Here is a 21,955-nt window from a genome sequence, read left to right on the forward strand (position 1 = left end):
AATTTTACGTAAATAATATTTTTTGAAAATAAATTGCGGGATGCCGCAAAAATCCCTCTGGATTTGTCGGAATTTTTTTCGGTGTGCCGCATGAAACTTTTCACCCATTTTTCGGTGATAAAAACAATATTTTCATATAAAGTGAACGTAAGTAGATATATAGAAATTCATGAAGAAATAGGTAAACCTTTCGTGCTTACAATCTTGACTTTTGTCTGGATTTCCCATAATTTGATGCCGAAATTTCGGTCTTTACAAGTAATGGATGACGGATTTCGGCGGTGTTTTGAATCGGGATGTTTTGGAGGTAAGTGGTTCTTTTGGCTTGAGAATGAGTTAGGGACATTGAGGGAGGCTGTTTCTAAGGAAGAATTGACAATTTTATCTTAAAAAGGGAGGCGTACACATATGGGAATAACTTTTTATCCTTTAACAAATGCTCAAAAACGTATCTGGTATACAGAGAAATTCTATCCGCACACAAGTATTTCAAACCTTGCCGGCTTCGGGAAACTCATTTCTGAAGACGGGGTACAAGCCCATTTCGTTGAGAAAGCGATACAGGAATTCGTCCGGCGGCATGAGTCGATGAGAATCCGTCTTCGGCTTGATGATGAGGGGGAGCCCGTTCAATATGTGAGCGAATACCGTCCGCTGACTATCAAGCATACAGATATCAGGCAAGCCGGTTGCTCTGCGGACGAGCTGTCAAAATGGGGGCGTGACGAGGCAAGCAAGCCTCTGGCGTTATATGATCAGGATTTGTTTCGTTTTTCCGTGCACACCATCAGCGAAAAAGAGGTTTGGTTCTATGTTAATGTGCATCACGTTATTTCAGACGGAATTTCCATGACGATTCTGGGCAATACGATTACCGATATTTATTTGGAGCTTTCGGGCGGAGCAAGTGAGAACGAGGCGGAGATTCCTTCCTTTATCGAGCACGTGCTGACAGAGCAGGAATATGTGCAGTCGAAGCGGTTCAAAAAGGATCGGGATTTTTGGAACGGACAGTTTGAGACCGTACCGGAGCTTGTGTCTTTAAAACGGAGCCAGGCAGATGCGGGGCTTGATGCGAAACGGTTTTCTCAAGAAATTCCTCATGACCTGTACGGCCGGATTCAATCATTCTGCGGGGAGCATAAGGTCAGCGTTCTTTCTCTGTTCCAGTCAGCTCTGATCGCTTATCTCTACAAAGTAACAGGCCGGGATGACGTCGTCACGGGTACGTTTATGGGAAACCGGACGAATGCGAAGGAAAAGCAGATGCTCGGGATGTTCGTATCTACGGTGCCTGTGCGGACAAGCGTTGATGGAGGACAGTCGTTCTTGGAATTCGTGAAAGGCCGGATGAAGGATCTGATGAAAATTCTCCGCCACCAAAAGTATCCGTATAACCTGCTTGTCAATGATTTGCGCGCTTCGAAAAGTTCGCTGAGCAGATTGTTTACAGTATCTCTGGAGTATCAGGTGATGCAGTGGCAGAAAAAAGAGAATCTGTCCTTCCTGACAGACCCGATCTTCAGCGGAAGCGGAACAAATGATATTTCGATTCATGTGAAGGAACGATGGGACACCGGGAAATTGACGATTGATTTTGACTATCGCAGTGACATATTCAAAGCCGAGGAAATTAAATCTGTTTCTGAACGTCTGATCACGCTGATTGAAGATGCGATTTCATCTCCTGATCGCGTAATTGATGAGCTCGCTCTTCTTTCGGATTCTGAGAAAGAAATGCTTCTGAAACGGGCCTCTGGCAATCAGGTGGCTTATCGCAAGGAGATGACGATTCCGGCGCTGTTTGAAGAGAAAGCGAAGTCACTGCCTGACAAACCCGCGGTTGTATATGAAGGCCGAACATTGTCCTACAGCACATTACATGATCAGTCAAACCGTATCGCTGGACGCCTTCTTAAAGCCGGGATATCAGCGGACTCTCCTGTCGCGGTGCTGCTCGGCCGTTCTGAACGTGTCATTGCGGCAATATTGGGAATTTTGAAAGCGGGCAGCGCATATGTGCCGATCGATCCTGACTTTCCGGCGGATCGGATTCAGTACATATTGGAGGACAGCGGAGCGAAGGCCGTTCTGACAGAGGCCGGGATACAGGCGCGTGAAACTGATGCTGAATGGATTGATTTTGACGAGGCCGTTCAGTATGAGGCGGCTGCTGAAGGTGTCGGCACTCAATCAGACCGGCTGGCTTACATTATCTATACGTCCGGCACAACGGGGCGGCCGAAAGGCGTGATGATTGAACACCGGCAAGTTCATCATCTGGTTCAATCACTCCAGCAGGAGATATATCAATGCGGTGAACAGACATTAAGAATGGCGCTTTTGGCTCCGTTTCATTTTGATGCGTCCGTCAAACAGATTTTTGCCTCACTTCTTCTGGGTCAGACGCTTTATATCGTGCCGAAAACAACTGTAACGAACGGCTCGGCACTGCTGGACTATTATCGCCAAAACCGGATTGAAGCCACCGACGGAACGCCTGCGCATCTGCAGATGATGGTTGCGGCGGGAGATGTCAGCGGAATTGAACTGCGCCACATGCTCATCGGCGGAGAAGGCCTGTCTGCAGCTGTTGCTGAACAGCTGCTGCAACTCTTTCATCAAACGGGCAGAGCGCCGCGGCTGACAAATGTCTACGGGCCAACGGAGACGTGCGTAGATGCGTCCGTGCACCCGGTGTCAGCAGATAACGGAATGATGCAGCAGGCGGCGTACGTTCCGATCGGAAAACCGCTCGGAAATGCCCGGCTGTATATATTGGATAAACACAAACGGCTTCAGCCCGACGGTACGGCCGGTGAGCTGTATATCGCTGGAGACGGTGTAGGCCGCGGCTATTTAAATCTTCCGGATTTGACCGCAGAGAAGTTTTTGCAAGACCCGTTCAGTGAGAGCGGCCGCATGTACCGTACGGGTGATATGGCACGCTGGCTGCCGGACGGCACAATCGAATATATCGGCCGTGAAGATGATCAGGTGAAAGTCCGCGGCTACCGCATTGAGCTGGGAGAAATTGAAACGGTGCTCAGAAAAGCTCCGGGCGCGGCGGAGGCCGTCGTGCTGGCACGGCCGGATCAGCAGGGCAGCTTGGATGTTTGCGCCTATATCGTTCAGGAGAAAGGAACCGAGTTTCATCCTGCCGAGTACAGGGAGTATGTGTCCAAACACCTTCCTGATTACATGGTGCCTGCTTACTTTACAAAAACGGATAAAATTCCGCTCACGCCGAGCGGGAAGGCGGACCGCAAAAAGCTGTTCGCGCTTGATGTGCAGGCTGTCAGTTCGTCCGAGTATGCCTCACCGAGAAATGAAACGGAGGAAACGCTCGCCGTCATCTGGCAGGAAGTACTCGGCATGGACAAGGCGGGTATTTATGATCATTTCTTCGAGTCAGGCGGTCATTCATTAAAGGCAATGACGCTTCTGACGAAAATTCATAAGCAAATGGGCGTTGAAATTCCGCTGCAGTACTTGTTTGAGCATCCGACAATCGCGGCGCTTGCCGATTATGCGGCAAGCCGAAACGAAGGACCGGCTTTCAGTACGATTGAGCCGGCTGAGAAGCAAGCGAGCTATCCGCTTTCTCTCGCTCAGCAGCGGGTTTATATCGCGAGCCAATTTGAAGATGCGGGAGTCGGGTATAACATGCCGGCGGCAGCCATGATCGAAGGCGCTTTAGATCGTGAAAAACTTGAGCGTGCATTTTCTGCCTTAATCAGCAGACATGAAGCGCTCAGAACATCGTTTCAATCAGAAGACGGCACGCCGAGACAGGTGATTCATGAGCAAGTTCCATTTCATATTGAAGTGATTGAAGCGGGCGGAAGAACGAATGAGCAGGTCATGAAGGACTTTGTGCGCCGTTTTGAGCTGGAAGAGGCGCCGCTGTTCAGAATCGGTCTGCAAACGCTCGGTCACAATCGCCATATGATGCTGTTTGATATGCACCACCTTATTTCAGACGGGGTGTCTATTTCCATCATGCTGAAGGAACTTGCAGACATCTATGGCGGAAAACAGCTGCCTGAATTGAGCATTCAATATAAAGATTACGCCGTCTGGCAGGCGGAACGGGCGGAAGAAGGCTACAAGAAGGAGCGGGCATACTGGAAGGAAGTCTTCAGCGGCGAACTGCCGGTGCTTCAGCTGCTCCCTGATTATCCGCGGCCGCAGGTGCAAAGCTTTGAAGGTGACCGCGTGTCAGTCAAGCTGCCGAAAACGCTGCGGGAACGGCTGCAAAAGCTTGCCGAGAAAAACGGAGCCACCCTTTACATGGTGCTGTTATCGGCATATTATACGCTGCTTTCTAAATATTCAGGACAGGAAGACATCATCGTAGGGACACCGTCAGCGGGAAGACACCATTCTGATACTGAGGGGTTGATCGGGATGTTTGTCAACACCCTTGCGCTGCGGAGCACCGTGAAGCAGGATCAGACATTTACAGGCTTGTTAGGCCATGTGCGCAAGCAGGTGCTGGACGCGTTTTCTCATCAGGACTATCCGTTTGAGTGGCTGACCGAGGAACTGAATGTGCCCCGGGATATGAGCAGGCACCCGATATTTGATACGATGTTCAGCCTGCAAAATATTTCGGACGGAATTCCGGAGATCGGTAATCTGACACTGTCTCTTCATGAAACAAACTTCAATATCGCCAAGTTCGATCTGACAATGCAGGCCAGGGAGACGGCAGAAGGCGTTGCGCTTGATCTGGACTATTGCACGAAGCTGTTTAAGCGGTCGACTGCTGACCGTATGCTTACGCATTATGTCCGCCTGCTGGAGAGCGCGGCAGCTCAGCCGGAAGCGAAAATCAGCGAATATGATCTGCTTTCTGAACGGGAGGCTTTGAACCAATTACAGCGGTTCAACCCGGAACGCACGGCATACCCGAAAGATCAAACGATCGTGCAGATCTTTGAAGAACAGGCTCAAAAGAACCCGGACCGGACGGCTCTTCAGTTCGAAGGGGAAACCCTGTCGTATCAACAGCTGAATGAACGGGCCAACAGGCTTGCGCGGCATATTCTTTCGGCCGGGGGCAGCGGAAAAACCGCGGCTGTTTTGTGTGAACGGTCATTGGATATGATTGTTTCCATTATGGCTGTGTTAAAAGCGGGGTCCGCCTATGTGCCGATTGATCCTGAGCATCCGGTTCAGCGGATTCAGCATTTCTTCCGTGACAGCGGGGCGAGTGTGCTCCTGACTCAGCGAAGCCTCAAGCCGATTGCGGAAAAAGCCGGTTTTCAAGGCGTCATCGTGCTTGCTGATGATGAGGAGAGCTATGAAAAGGACTCTCACAATCTCGCGTTGCCGTTTGATTCAAAAACCATTGCGAATCTCACTTATACATCAGGCACGACGGGAACGCCGAAAGGAAACATCGTCACACATGCCAACATATTACGGACGGTAAAAAACACGAACTATTTGACCGTTTCTGAAGAAGACACGGTGCTCGGACTGTCAAACTACGTCTTTGACGCCTTTATGTTTGATATGTTCGGTTCGCTGTTAAACGGTGCAAAGCTTGTGATCGTTCCGAAAGATACGGTGCTGGACATGTCCCGCTTGTCCCGTGTGATCAAACGGGAGAATGTAAGCATTCTGATGATTACGACGGCCCTGTTCCACCTGCTTGTTGATATGGAGCCGTCCTGTCTGACGACGCTTCGGAAAATCATGTTCGGGGGCGAAAGAGCGTCTGTTGAGCATGTCAAGAAGGCGCTTGCGGCAGTCGGAAAAGGAAGACTGCTCCATATGTACGGCCCGTCGGAAAGCACTGTATTTGCGACATACCATCCAGTGGATGTCATTGAAGAGGATGCGATCTCCGTTCCGATCGGAAAACCGGTCAGCAATACGGAAATCTTCATCATGAACAAGGCCGGGCGAATACAGCCGGCAGGCATCCCGGGAGAACTGTGCGTCAGCGGGGAAGGCCTCGTAGAAGGCTACTACAACCGTCCTGAACTGACGGAAGAAAAATTTGTAAAACATCCGTTTAAGGAAGGTGAACGGATGTATAAAACGGGCGACTTGGCCAGATGGCTGCCGAATGGCGATATCGAGTTTATCGGACGTATCGACCATCAGGTGAAAATCCGGGGACAGCGGATTGAGCTTGGCGAAATTGAGCATCAGCTCCAAAGTCATGACCAGGTTCAGGAATGCATCGTGCTCGCTGTAGACCAGGGCGCGGGTGACAAACTTCTTTGCGCGTACTTTGTCGGCCTTAGAGAAATATCTTCCCGGGAACTGAGGGAGCATACGGCGAAGGATCTCCCGGCTTATATGATTCCGGCCGTCTTTATTCAAATGGATGAATTGCCTCTTACAGGAAACGGAAAAATTGACAGGCGGGCGCTGCCGATGCCTGATGTGACTGCAGCGAACGCCGTGTCATATACGGCGCCGCGCAATGAAACAGAACAAAAACTAACGGATATTTGGGCTGAGGTGCTGCAAATGGAGCGGGTTGGCATCCATGATCAGTTCTTTGAGATCGGAGGCCATTCGTTAGCGGGGATGAAACTGCTTGCTCTCATTCAGCAGACATTCGGCGTCCGGCTTACATTAAAGGATCTGTTCACTTCTCCGACGGCTGCGGGCCTGGCGAAGCTGATTGCCGGATCTGAACGGAAGGCGGCTGAGAGTATCATGCCTGCTGCCGTGCGGGAAACGTATCCGGTTTCTTCACCGCAGAAGCGGATGTTCGTGCTTCAGCAGCTGGAAGGCGCTGAAACAAGCTATAACATGCCGTCTGTGCTGCGTTTAAAAGGAAAGCTTGATGCAGAAAAGCTGAAATCCGTCATGAAACAGCTGACAGAGCGCCATGAAGCCTTCAGAACGACGTTTGACATAAAGGATGGAGAAACGGTTCAGCGTATATGGGCCGAAGCTGATATTGACATGGAATATTACGAAGCCTCTGAGGAAGACGCTGAACAAATTATTCAGAGCTTTATCCGGCCGTTCCGCCTGGATCAGCTTCCTCTCGTCAGAACGGGCCTGGTCAAGCTGGCTGAACATGATCACCTGCTGTTGTTTGACATGCACCATATCATTTCGGACGGCGCTTCCGTAGGCGTGCTGATAGATGAACTGTCCCGCTTATATGGCGGCGAAACGCTTGAGCCACTGCGGATTCATTATAAAGACTATGCGGTATGGCAGCAGACATTTATTGAATCAGAGCAGTATCGCAAGCAGGAGGAGCATTGGCTTCGGGAGCTTGACGGCGAGCTTCCGGTATTGACGCTTCCGGCTGATTACAGCCGTCCTGCCGTGCAAACCTTTGAAGGAGACAAGCTGGTCTTTTCTCTGACGGAGAAGCAGACGTCGGCTCTTCGCAGTCTTGCGAAACAAACGGGTTCTACCATGTACATGGTGCTGCTGGCGTCATACAGCGCTTTTCTCTCAAAACTGAGCGGACAGCATGACATCATTGTCGGCTCACCGGTCGCGGGACGGTCACATGCGGATCTCGCAAACGTCATCGGCGTATTTGTGAATACACTCGCGCTTCGGACGTATCCGGAGGCGGACAAAACTTTCGCGGATTATCTTGAAGAAGTGAAACAAACCGCATTACGTGCATTTGATGCACAGGATTATCCGCTTGAAGACCTGCTGCAAAAGGTTGAGGTGCAGCGTGATACGAGCAGAAATCCGCTGTTTGATGCGGTATTCTCCATGCAAAACGCAAATGCGGAAGATCTGGTCATGGAAGGAATTGAGCTGAAGCATCATCCGTTTGACAGAAAAACAGCCAAGTTTGATCTGACAATGACGGCCGATGACACAGACGGAGGCCTGACGTTTGTGCTTGAATATAACACCGCGCTGTTTAAACCGGAAACGGCAGAGACATGGAAGCATTATTGGCTCCATCTGTTAGAAGCCGCAGCGGAAAATCCGGCTGCGAAGCTTTCCGAGCTTTCATTGGTGAATGAAACAGAAAAACAAGCCCTCCTTAACGCATGGAAAGGAAAAACGCTTTCCGTGCCGCGGGACAAAACGGTTCACCGTCTCTTTGAAGAAACGGCTGCCCGCCACACAGACCGCCCGGCCGTGGCATACAACGGCGTGAAATGGACGTACGGCGAGCTGAACGCAAGGGCGAACCGCATCGCCCGCATCCTCATGGATTGCGGTGTCACGGCTGACGAACGGATCGGCATTTTGACGAAACCGTCCTTGGAAATGGCCGCGGGCGTACTCGGCGTCCTGAAAGCGGGCGCGGCATTTGTGCCGATTGACCCGGACTATCCGGAAGAACGTATCAGCTACATTCTGCAGGACAGCGGCGCCAAGCTTCTTCTCACGCAGGAAGCGCTCGATGTGCCGGACGGCTACACCGGAGAAACGATTCTGCTTGACGGCAGCCGCTCGATTCTGAGCCTGCCGCTTGATGAAAATGATGAAGCGAACCCGCAGACAGAAACAACGGCGGATCACCTCGCTTATATGATTTACACGTCGGGAACGACCGGACAGCCGAAGGGTGTCATGGTCGAACACCATGCGCTCGTGAATCTGTGCTTCTGGCACCACGACGCATTCGCCATGACGGCGGACGATAAGAGCGCCAAATACGCGGGCTTCGGTTTTGACGCCTCCATCTGGGAGATGTTCCCGACATGGACCATCGGCGCGGAGCTTCACATCATTGACGAAGCGATCCGGCTGGATATCACCCGCTTAAATCACTATTTCCAAGAGCACGGCGTGACGATCACCTTCCTGCCGACGCAGCTGGCCGAACAGTTTATGGAGCTGGAAAATAGCTCTCTCCGCATGCTTCTCGTCGGAGGCGACAAGCTGAAGCGGGCGGTGAAACAGCCGTACACGATCGTCAACAACTACGGCCCGACGGAAAACACCGTCGTCGCAACAAGCGGCGTGATCAATCCGGAGGAAGATTCGCTTTCAATCGGACGGGCGATTGCCAATACGAGAGCTTATATTCTCGGCGACGGCGATCAGGTGCAGCCGGAAGGCATTGCCGGTGAATTGTGCGTGGCAGGCCGCGGGCTTGCGCGCGGATACCTGAACCGTGAAGAAGAAACGGCGAAGCGGTTTACCGCCGATCCGTTTGTGCCCGGCGAGCGCATGTACCGGACCGGCGACCTCGTCAAATGGAACACGCAGTGCGGCATCGAATACATCGGCCGCATCGACCAGCAGGTCAAAGTGCGCGGCTACCGGATCGAGCTTTCAGAAATTGAAGTCCGCCTCGCCCAGCTTGCGGGAGTTCATGACGCAGCCGTGACAGCGGTGGAAGACAAAGCGGGCAATACCGCGCTTTGCGCCTATGTCGCGCCTCAGCAGACGGACATCGAAGCGCTCAAAGCGGCGTTGAAAGATACCCTTCCTGACTACATGGTGCCGGCGTTCTGGGTGGAGATGGACGAGCTTCCGGTCACCGCAAACGGAAAGATTGACAAAAAAGCCCTGCCGTCGCCGGACATTGAAGCGGGAAGCGCCGCGTACAAAGCGCCGGAAACGGAAATGGAGACGCTGCTTTCTGACATTTGGCAGGAAGTGCTCGGCCTTGAACAGATCGGCGTAAGCGATAATTTCTTCACGCTCGGCGGCGACTCGATCAAAGGCATCCAAATGGCGAGCCGCCTGAACCAGCACGGCTACAAGCTGGAGATGAAGGATCTCTTCCAGCACCCGACCATCGAAGAGCTCGTCTCCTATGTGGAGCGGACGGAAGGCAAGCAGGCCGATCAGGGCCCTGTCGAAGGCGAAGCGGACTTAACGCCGATCCAGCGCTGGTTCTTTGAGAAGAACTTTACGGACAAACACCACTGGAACCAATCCGTCATGCTTCATGCGAAAGACGGCTTTGATCCGGCTGTAACAGAAAAAACATTACATGTACTGACGGCGCATCATGATGCGCTCCGGATGATTTATCGCGAGCAAAAACCGTATTACAGAGGGCTTGAGGATGCCCCTGTTGAACTGAACGTCTTTGAGCTGAACGGACTTGCTGAAGATCATGAAGACCGTATCGAACGGGAAGCAGATCGTCTTCAAAGCAGTATTTCACTGGAAACAGGACCTCTGCTGAAGGCCGGGCTCTTCCGGGCGGAAGACGGAGATCACCTTCTCCTTGCGATTCATCACTTAGTCGTAGACGGTGTATCTTGGCGGATTTTACTGGAGGACTTCACTTCCGTTTATACACAGCTGAAGCAAGGCAATGAACCGGCGCTGCCGCCGAAAACACATTCATTTGCGGAATTTGCTGAGAGAATCAAAGAATACGCAAATACGAAGGCGTTTCTGAAAGAAGCGGATTACTGGAAAGAGCTTGAGGAAAAAGAGGTATGCACTCAGCTCCCGAAAGACAGGCAGTCTTCTGATCAGCGCATGAAATATACAAGAACGGTCAGCTTCTCTCTGACAGCTGAACAAACTGAACAGCTGACGACAAATGTACATGAAGCCTACCATACGGAAATGAACGACATCCTGCTCACGGCGCTCGGACTGGCGCTGAAAGAGTGGACGGGTGAAGACACGATCGGCGTTCACTTGGAAGGCCACGGGCGCGAGGACATTCTTGACGGCCTGAATATCACCCGGACGGTCGGGTGGTTTACGAGCATGTATCCGATGATCCTTGAGATGAAACACGCCGACGATCTTTCATATCAGCTGAAACAAATGAAAGAAGACATCAGGCATATCCCGAACAAGGGAGTCGGTTACGGTATTCTGCGTTATGTAACGGCGCCTGAGCATAAAGAGAATCTGTCGTTTGAGATTGATCCGGATATCAGCTTTAACTACTTAGGACAGTTTAATGAGATGTCGGATTCCGGCTTATTTACAAGGTCCGATATGCCGTCAGGACAATCGCTGAGCCCTGACACGGAGAAGCCGAATGCGCTTGATATTGTCGGATTTATAGAAAATGGGCAGATGACGATGACGTTTGCCTATCATTCTCTCGAATTTCATGAAAAAACCATTCAATCGTTCAGTGACAGCTTTAAAGGGCACCTTCTGGAAATCATAGATCATTGCCTGTCTCAAGACGGCCCTGAACTTACGCCTAGTGATCTTGGTGATGATGATCTGACGCTTGATGAACTTGATAAATTAATGGAAATTCTTTAACAGAAAAGGCAGAGGTGACTTATGAGCAAAAAATCGATTCAAAAGGTGTATGCACTCACACCGATGCAGGAGGGAATGCTGTATCATGCGCTGCTTGATCCGCATTCTTCCTCCTACTTCACACAATTAGAGCTTAGGATTCATGGATGCTTTCAGCTTGAGCTTTTTGAAAAAAGCGTCAATGAGCTGATCCGGACATATGACATCCTGCGTACGGTATTCGTGCACCAGCAGCTTCAAAAACCGCGCCAAGTCGTATTGGCGGAGCGGAAGACAAAGGTGCACTATGAAGATATCAGTCAATTAGATGAAGAACGGCAAACCGAATATATAGAGCGCTATAAACGCGATGTGCAGCAGCAGGGTTTTCATCTGGCGAAGGATATTCTCTTTAAAGCGGCGGTATTCAGACTCAGTGAGAAGGAGCTGTATCTCGTCTGGAGCAATCATCATATCGTCATGGACGGCTGGAGTATGGGCGTTTTGATGAAAAGCCTGTTTCAAAACTATGAAGCGCTTCGTGCCGGCCGGCCCGCCGGGGGAAGCCAGGGCAAGCCTTACTCTGACTATATCAAATGGCTCGGAGGACGGGATTATGATGAGGCGGAACAATATTGGAGCAGCCGCTTGGCGGATTTCGAACAGCCGAGTCTGCTCCCGGGCCGTCTGGCATCAGAAAAGAAAGGCTACCAAAATGAAGAATATTCTTTTGTCTGGGATGAAGAGCTGGTCGCGCAAATTCAGCAGACCGCCAACCGGCATCAAGTCACGGGGCCTAACTTGTTTCAGGCCGTTTGGGGCGCGGTGCTCAGCAAATACAACTATACAGACGATGTAGTGTTCGGAACTGTCGTATCAGGCCGTCCTTCAGAAATCAACGGCATTGAAACAATGGCCGGGCTGTTCATCAATACGATTCCCGTCAGAATCAAGATTGACAAAGAAGCATCCTTTTCTGACGTGATGACGGCAGTTCAGAAAAACGCAGTGGAAGCTGAGCGCTATGATTATGTGCCGCTCTATGACATTCAAAAGCGCTCCGCTCTGGACGGCAGCCTCTTGAATCATTTGGTCGCGTTTGAAAATTATCCGCTGGACAAAGAGCTCGAAAACGGGGGCATGGAGGAAAGACTCGGATTTTCCATAAAAGTGGAACATGCTTTTGAGCAGACGAGCTTTGATTTCAATCTCATCGTTTATCCGGGAAAAACGTGGACTGTCAAAATCAAATACAACGGGGCGGCTTTCGCTCATGATGCCATCGAACGAACGGCGCATCATCTGACGCGCATGATGAAAGCGGCGGTCGGAACGCCTGATGCCCCCGTGCGGGATCTCGGCCTTGTTTCAGGCGAGGAAGAACGGCAGATTGTTGAAATATTCAATGATACGAAAACGGAGCTTCCAAAAGAGGAGGCCGTTCACCGTTTGTTTGAAGCACAAGCAAACCGGACGCCTGCAAGCATCGCGATAAAAGAAGATGGACACGAGTGGACTTACCGCGAAGTAAACGAAGCGGCCAACCGTCTGGCGAGACATCTTGTCGGGAACGGACTGGAAAAAGGCCGGACCGCAGCTATTATGAATGACCGGTCTGCGGAAACCGTTATCGGAATGCTTGCCGTCTTAAAAGCAGGGGGCGCATATGTGCCGATTGATCCGGCATTTCCGGAGGACCGTCTCCGCTTCATGGCGGAAGACAGCTCGATTCAGCTCGTGCTGACGGTTCAGGCTTATCAAGAACAAGCGGGCACATTGCAAGTTCCGGTCATCATGCTGGACGAAAGCACGGATGAAAAGGTAAGCGGAACAGACCTGAATCTCCCTTCAGGCGGAAACGATCTGGCGTATATCATGTATACATCCGGATCGACCGGCAAACCGAAAGGCGTCATGATTGAACACAGAAATATCATCAGGCTCGTCAAACATTCGAATTACGTGCCGGTTCATGAAGAAGACCGGATGGCGCAAACGGGAGCCGTCAGCTTTGATGCCGGAACCTTTGAAGTTTTCGGTGCATTGCTGAACGGAGCTTCGCTGCACCCGGTTAAAAAAGAGACGCTGCTTGACGCCGGACAATTCGCTCAATTTCTTAAAGAGCAGCGGATCACGACAATGTGGCTGACATCTCCGCTGTTTAACCAGCTTGCCCAAAAGGATGCCGGTATGTTTAACACGCTCCGGCACCTCATCATCGGCGGGGACGCGCTTGTACCGCATATCGTCAGCAAAGTAAGAAAGGCGTCACCGGAGCTCTCGCTTTGGAACGGCTACGGCCCGACGGAAAATACGACGTTTTCGACCAGTTTTCTCATTGATCAGGACTATGAAGGTTCTGTCCCGATCGGTAAGCCGATCGGAAATTCCACTGCATACATTATGGACGAAAACCGCAATCTTCAGCCGATCGGCGCACCCGGTGAGCTGTGCGTCGGCGGAAGCGGAGTGGCAAGAGGCTATGTGAATCTGCCTGAATTAACGGAGAAACAATTTGTCTGTGATCCATTCAGACCGGATGAAATGATATACCGGACGGGCGACTTGGCGAAGTGGCTTCCGGACGGCACGATCGAGTTTCTCGGCAGAATTGACAATCAAGTAAAAGTCCGCGGTTTCAGAATCGAGCTCGGCGAAATCGAGGCGAAAATCAGCCAGGCGGAGAATGTGACGGAATCTGCCGCTGTGATTCGGAAAAACAAAGCGGACGAAAATGAAATCTGCGCTTACTTTACAGCAGACCAAGCCCTTTCGCCGGAAGACTTGCGCAAAGCGCTTTCGGAATCACTTCCTGAATACATGATTCCCGCGCACTTCATCCAGATGAATCAGTTTCCGCTGACGGCGAACGGAAAAATTGATAAAAAGGCGCTGCCTGAGCCGCAGACTGAAGCCGTTCAAAAAGAATACGAAGCGCCGAAAACGGAAGCGGAGCAGAAACTCGCGGACATTTGGGAAGGCATTCTTGGGGTAAAAGCGGGTGTGACTGACAATTTCTTCACGATTGGCGGACATTCTTTAAAAGCCATGATGATGACCGCTAAAATCCAGGAGCATTTTCAAAAAGAAGTGCCAATCAAAGTGTTATTTGAAAAGCCGACAATCCAGGAGCTTGCGCATTATTTGCAGCATGAGAGCGAGGAGGAGCAGCAGTTTGAACCGATCCGACAAGCGCCTTATCAGAAGCATTATCCTGTTTCCTCAGCACAACGCAGGATGTATATCCTCAATCAGCTTGGGCAGGCCAGCACGAGCTACAACGTCCCTGCTGTACTTTTGCTGGAGGGATCGGTAGACAAAAACCGTCTTGAGGGGGCCATGCAGGCATTAATCAATCGGCATGAGACACTGCGTACATCGTTTGACATGGCGGATGGAGAAGTCGTGCAGACCATTCATAAAAATGTATCATTTGAGCTGGAAACCGCAGAGGTACGGGAAGAAGATGCGGAAGAGCTGACAAAAGCCTTTATCAGACCGTTTGCGCTCAATCGCGCGCCGCTCGTCCGTTCGAAGCTGATCCGGATTGAAGAAGATCGCTATCTTCTGCTGATTGACATGCACCACATTATTACGGACGGCAGCTCAATGGGCATTTTCATCGGTGATCTGGCGAAGCTTTATCAAGGCACGGAGCTTGCGCCGCCAAAGATCCATTATAAAGATTTTTCAGTCTGGCAGCGTGAAAAAGCAAATCTCGATCAGCACGAAGCTTACTGGCTCGATAGGTTCAAAGGCGATCTGCCGGTGCTGGACCTGCCGCTTGATTTCCCGCGTCCTGCCGAGCGCAGTTTTGAAGGGGAACGCGTCATTTTCGGACTTGATAAGCAGGTGACGGCGCAGATTAAGACGTTGCTGGCTGATACGGATACGACGATGTATATGTTCTTGTTAGCCGCTTTTCAAGTGCTGCTCTCCAAATATTCAGGACAGGAAGATATTATAGTCGGATCTCCGGCAGCCGGAAGACAGCATCCTGATCTCCAAGAGGTGCCGGGCATGTTTGTCAACACAGTTGCGCTTCGGTCGCATCCTTCCGGCAAAAAAACGTTCAAGCAATTCCTGGACGAGGTGAAAACGGCGAGTCTGCAAGCTTTTGAGCATCAAAGCTATCCGCTTGAAGAATTAATTGAAAAACTGCCGTTAACGAGGGATACAAGCCGGAGTCCTCTGTTCAGCGTGTTATTTAATATGCAGAACATGGAGATCCCGTCTCTGCGGCTCGGTGATTTGCAGATTTCTTCATATTCCATGCATCATCATGTCGCTAAATTTGATCTTTCTTTAGAAGCGGCTGAACGCGGAGAAGAGGTCGGATTGAGCTTTGATTATGCGAAAGCCTTATTTGCGGATGAAACAATCCGCCGCTGGAGCACTCATTTTGTCAATCTGATTAAAGCCTGTGCCGAAAATCCGGATATTCAGCTGGCTGATGCAAGTCTGCTGTCTGCTTCTGAGCGGGAAGCGCTCCTTTCTGATGAAAAACGTACGGAAGCGGACCTGCCTGAAGGCACTTTTGTTTCGCTGTTTGAACGGCAAGCGCAAAAAACGCCTGATCTCACGGCGGTTGCAGGCGGAACAAGTCTGACATATCGCGAGCTCGATGAACAGTCGAACCGGTTTGCGCGCCACCTACAGTCCTGCGGAGCGGGCAGTGAGGACATCGTTGCCATTATGATGGATCGTTCGGCTGACTTAATTACCGCGATTCTCGGCGTCATGAAAGCCGGGGCTGCGTTTCTCCCGATTGATCCGGAAACGCCTGAAGAGAGAATCCGCTACTCTCTGGAAGACAGCGGGACGAAGCTTCTCGTTGTCAATGAGAGAAATATGACCGCGGCTGCCGTTTATAACGGAAAAACGGTCGTAATGGAAGACGGAGAATGGCGGAATGAAAGCGCCGATCGGCTCGAAACGGAGCCCGGCGCCGGTCAGCTTGCTTATATCATTTATACCTCGGGAACAACGGGCAAACCGAAAGGCGTCCAGCTGGAGCATCGCAATCTGGTCAATTATGTCACATGGTTCAGCCGTGAAGCCGGTCTGACCGAAGCTGACAAATCCGTGCTGCTGTCTTCCTACGCATTTGATCTCGGATACACGGCCCTGTTCCCGATCCTTCAGGCGGGAGGCGAGCTGCACATTGTGCCGAAAGAGACGTACACCGCGCCTGATCAGCTTGGTGAGTATATAGAGAAAAACGGCATTACGTATATGAAGCTGACGCCGTCATTGTTCCATATGATCGTCAATACAGCCCGTTTTGCGGAAGAACGCCGTTTCAGCCCGCTTCGTTTAGTGGTGCTCGGCGGTGAAAAAATCATTACGTCCGATGTCCGCAAGTTTCATGACGTATACGCCCATACGGATTTCATCAATCACTACGGGCCGACGGAAACGACGATCGGCGCCATTGCCGGGCGGATCAATATGGAGCGGCTTGATCAATATGAGCAGCGCCCCGTCATCGGCCGCCCGATCGCAAATACCGGTGCGCTTGTGCTGGACGGATCAATGCAGCTTGTTCCTTCGGGCGCAAGCGGTGAGCTTTATATCACCGGAAAGGGGCTTGCCAGAGGATATCTCCACCGTCCGCAACTGACGGCTGAGAAGTTTCTCCCCAATCCTTTTTCACCGGGCAGCCTGATGTACAAAACGGGAGATGTCGTCCGCAGGCTTTCTGACGGGACGATTGAATTTATCGGCCGTGCGGATGACCAGGTGAAAATCCGGGGCTACCGCATTGAATTAAAAGAGGTTGAAACCGTACTGTTAAGCATAAACGGCATTCAGGAGGCGGTCGTTCTCGCGGTCAGCGAAGGCGGGCTGCCGGAACTGTGCGCGTACTATAAGTCCGACAGCGACCTGAAAGGCTCCGAGCTTCGCAAACGGCTTTCCGAAACACTCCCGTCTCATATGCTTCCGGCCTATTTCGTGCAGGTTGACCATATTCCGCTCACAGCCAACGGAAAAACGGATAAAAACGCTCTTCCGAAACCGGGCGCAAGCCAAACGGCGCAAGCGGCTTCAGCCTTGCCGGAAACGGAGCTGGAAGAGAAGCTGTGCCGCATTTGGCAAAAGACACTCGGTGCGGATTCTCTCGGCATCGACGATAATTTCTTCGATTACGGCGGGCACTCTTTAAAAGGCATGATGCTTCTCGCCAATATTCAGGCTGAACTGGACAAAACGGTTCCGTTAAAAGCGCTGTTCGAACAGCCGACTGTCCGCCAGCTTGCCGTATATATCGAAAAATCGGCGGTATCTGAGGGATATCGGATGATCCGGCCAGCCGGAGCGGCTGACGTGTACCCGTTATCATCCGCCCAAAAACGAATGTACGTCCTGAACCAGCTTGACCGGGACACAATCAGCTACAACATGCCGTCCGTTCTTTTGATGGAAGGAGAAGTCAATATTTCAAGGCTTCAGGAAGCGCTCAATCAGATGATCAATCGCCACGAATCTTTGCGGACGTCTTTTATCGATCAAAAAGGCCGGCCGATGCAGCGGATCGCAGAACAGGCAGACATCGAGCTGCACGTCCTTGAAGCAGCTGATGAAGAGAAAGCCGATCTTATCATTCGGGCATTCATTAAGCCGTTTGATCTGAGTGCGGCTCCGCTCATTCGGGCCGCTCTTGTCAGATTGAATGAAAAGAAACACCTGCTGCTCTTGGATATGCATCATATTATTGCCGACGGCGTGTCCAGAAGCATGCTGGTCAAAGAGCTTGCCCATCTTTACAAAGGCGGAAGTCTGCCGGCGCCGAACCTGCATTATAAAGATTTCGCCGTCTGGCAGAATGAACCTGAGCAGGCCGAACGGATGAAAGAGCATGAGCGTTATTGGCTCTCTGCGTTTTCCGGCGAGCTTCCTGAACTGAATCTGCCGACCGATTTTCCTCGTCCTGCGGTTCAAAGCTTTAAAGGACAATCCGTCCGCTTCAGAGCGGGGGTTGAAACAGAAAAAGCGGTGCGTGAATTAATGGATGCATCGGGAGCGACTCTTCACATGGTGCTTCACGCCGCGTTCCATGTCTTTTTGAGCAAAATCACGGGGCAGCGCGATATTATTATCGGCTCGGTGACCGCCGGAAGAACGAGCGCCGAAGTTCAGCAAATGCCGGGCATGTTTGTCAATACGCTTGCGCTTCGCAATGAAACGCGCAAAGAGCAGACCTTCGCCGAACTGCTCGAACGGGTGAAACAAACCAATCTCGATGCGCTGGCGCATCAGGAATATCCGTTTGAGGATCTGATCGGAAAGCTTGACCTGCCGAGAGATATGAGCCGAAACCCGTTGTTCCAGGTTATGGTGACGACAGAAGATCCGGATAAAGAAACGCTGGAACTGGAGAACCTGCGCATTACCCCGTATGAGTCGAACCAAGGCACGGCGAAATTCGATCTGACGCTTGGCGGCTTTACGGATCAAGAAGGCCTCGGTCTTCAGTTTGAATATGCGACTGATCTGTTTAAGAAAGAAACAATTGAAAAGTGGAGCGCCGGCTTCCTGCGAATTCTGAAGGAAGCGGCAGAAAGCCCTGACAGAAAGCTGCCTGAGCTTTCACTGATCAGCGATGCTGAACAACAAGCCCTTCTTAACGCATGGAAAGGAAAAACGCTTTCCGTGCCGCGGGACAAAACGGTTTACCGTCTCTTTGAAGAAACGGCTGCCCGCCACACAGACCGTCCGGCCGTGGCGTACAACGGCGTGAAATGGATGTACGGCGAGCTGAACGCAAGGGCGAACCGCATTGCGCGCATTCTCATGGATTGCGGTGCCACGGCTGACGAACGGATCGGCATTTTGACGAAACCGTCCTTGGAAATGGCCGCGGGCGTACTCGGCGTCCTGAAAGCGGGAGCGGCATTTGTGCCGATTGATCCGGACTATCCGGAAGAACGTATCAGCTACATTCTGCAGGACAGCGGCGCCAAGCTGCTTCTCACGCAGGAAGCGCTCGATGTGCCGGATGGCTACACCGGAGAAACGATTCTGCTTGACGGCAGCCGCTCGATTCTGAGCCTGCCGCTTGATGAAAATGATGAAGCGAACCCGCAGACGGAAACAACGGCGGATCACCTCGCGTATATGATTTACACGTCGGGAACGACCGGACAGCCGAAGGGTGTCATGGTCGAACACCATGCGCTCGTGAATCTGTGCTTCTGGCACCACGACGCATTCGCCATGACGGCGGACGATAAGAGCGCCAAATATGCGGGCTTCGGTTTTGACGCCTCCATCTGGGAGATGTTCCCGACATGGACCATCGGCGCGGAGCTTCACGTCATTGACGAAGCGATCCGGCTGGATATCACCCGCTTAAATCACTATTTCCAAGAGCACGGCGTGACGATCACCTTCCTGCCGACGCAGCTGGCCGAACAGTTTATGGAGCTGGAAAATAGCTCTCTCCGCATGCTTCTCGTCGGAGGCGACAAGCTGAAGCGGGCGGTGAAACAGCCGTACACGATCGTCAACAACTACGGCCCGACGGAAAACACCGTCGTCGCAACAAGCGGCGTGATCAATCCGGAGGAAGATTCGCTTTCAATCGGACGGGCGATTGCCAATACGAGAGCTTATATTCTCGGCGACGGCGATCAGGTGCAGCCGGAAGGCATTGCCGGTGAATTGTGCGTGGCAGGCCGCGGGCTTGCGCGCGGATACCTGAACCGTGAAGAAGAAACGGCGAAGCGGTTTACCGCCGATCCGTTTGTGCCCGGCGAGCGCATGTACCGGACCGGCGACCTCGTCAAATGGAACACGCAGTGCGGCATCGAATACATCGGCCGCATCGACCAGCAGGTCAAAGTGCGCGGCTACCGGATCGAGCTTTCAGAAATTGAAGTCCGCCTCGCCCAGCTTGCGGGAGTTCATGACGCAGCCGTGACAGCGGTGGAAGACAAAGCGGGCAATACCGCGCTTTGCGCCTATGTCGCGCCTCAGCAGACGGACATCGAAGCGCTCAAAGCGGCGTTGAAAGATACCCTTCCTGACTACATGGTGCCGGCGTTCTGGGTGGAGATGGACGAGCTTCCGGTCACCGCAAACGGAAAGATTGACAAAAAAGCCCTGCCGTCGCCGGACATTGAAGCGGGAAGCGCCGCGTACAAAGCGCCGGAAACGGAAATGGAGACGCTGCTTTCTGACATTTGGCAGGAAGTGCTCGGCCTTGAACAGATCGGCGTAAGCGATAATTTCTTCACGCTCGGCGGCGACTCGATCAAAGGCATTCAAATGGCGAGCCGCCTGAACCAGCACGGCTACAAGCTGGAGATGAAGGATCTCTTCCAGCACCCGACCATCGAAGAACTCGTCTCCTATGTGGAGCGGACGGAAGGCAAGCAGGCCGACCAGGGCCCTGTCGAAGGCGAAGCGGACTTAACGCCGATCCAGCGCTGGTTCTTTGAGAAAAACTTTACGGACAAACACCACTGGAACCAGTCCGTTATGCTTCATGCGAAAGACGGCTTTGATCCGGTACTGGTGGAAAAAACGCTGCAAGCATTGATCGAACATCACGATGCACTTCGCATGGTCTACCGTGAAGAAAGGGAAGGCGTCATTCAGACATACCTGCCTGTCAGTGAATGCAAGACAAGCTTTGAAATCGTTGACCTGTTTGGAACTGACGAGGATATGCTGAAAAGCCAGATCCAGCGGCTTGCCGATCATCTTCAGGGCAGTCTTGATCTGCGGAACGGTCCGCTGCTAAAAGCAGAGCAATACCGGACAGAACAAGGCGATCACCTTTTAATCGCGATTCACCATCTCGTCGTGGACGGGGTGTCGTGGAGAATTCTGCTTGAGGATTTTGCTTCAGGCTATAAACAGGCACAGCAGCAAAACAGCATCGTTTTCCCGCAGAAAACCCACTCCTTCAAAGATTGGGCGGAGGCGCTGCACACGTTTGCGCAGTCAGATGAGCTGAAGAAGCAGGCGGATTATTGGGCGCGGGCAGATGCGGAACAGCTGCCGCGGCTGCCGAAAGACCGTGATACGAAAAAACGGCTCGTCAAGCATACGGCGGCCGTGAAATGTGAACTGACTGAGGAAGAAACGGCACAGCTGCTCACGGATGTTCACCATCCGTACGGAACGGAAATCAACGACATTCTGCTCAGCGCGCTCGGCTTAACGATCGGTGAATGGACGGAAAACGGTAAAGTCGGCATCAACTTAGAAGGGCACGGCCGGGAAGAAATCATACCGAATGTCAATATTTCACGTACGGTCGGCTGGTTTACGGCCCAATATCCTCTGATTCTGCAGGTCAGCAAGGAGGACGGCGTCTCCTCTGTCATTAAAACGGTAAAAGAGACGGTGAGGCGCGTTCCTGATAAAGGCGTCGGCTACGGAATTCTTCGATATCTGTCACCAGATGAAACAGAAAGAAGTTTCACGCCAGAAATCAGTTTTAACTACTTAGGGCAGTTTGACAATGAGGTGAAAACCGAATGGTTTGAGCCGTCTCCATATGATATGGGACGTCAGGTCAGCGAAGAGTCAGAAGCGTTATACGCATTGAGCTTCAGCGGTATGATCACCGGCGGCCGCTTCGTCATTTCCTGCTCATACAATCAGGAGGAATATGAAAGAAGCACCGTTGAAACACAGATAGAACGGTTTAAAGACAATCTCTTAATGATCATCCGCCATTGCACGGCCAAAGAGGAGAAAGAATTTACGCCGAGCGATTTCAGCGCGAAGGATCTTGAGATGGATGAAATGGGAGACATCTTTGACATGCTTGAGGAGAATTTAACGTGATAAAAACAGA

The 21,955-nt window shown here is 51.7% G+C and carries 2 protein-coding genes; both read left to right on the forward strand.

The genetic code is table 11. The features are described 5' to 3' along the window. Nucleotides 1–408: 408 nt before the first annotated feature. Entirely contained in the window at nt 409–11,163 is a 10,755-nt protein-coding gene (srfAA, locus tag MHH91_RS01770; protein ID WP_340976750.1) for a surfactin non-ribosomal peptide synthetase SrfAA, read from the forward strand. A 21-nt stretch (nt 11,164–11,184) separates the two neighbouring features. After that, complete coding sequence (srfAB, locus tag MHH91_RS01785; protein ID WP_014469726.1) at nt 11,185–21,945, forward strand: surfactin non-ribosomal peptide synthetase SrfAB; 10,761 nt, start codon at nt 11,185–11,187, stop codon at nt 21,943–21,945. Nucleotides 21,946–21,955 lie beyond the last annotated feature (10 nt).

This window comes from Bacillus sp. FSL K6-2819 (assembly GCF_038008305.1).
Lineage (GTDB): Bacteria > Bacillota > Bacilli > Bacillales > Bacillaceae > Bacillus > Bacillus amyloliquefaciens.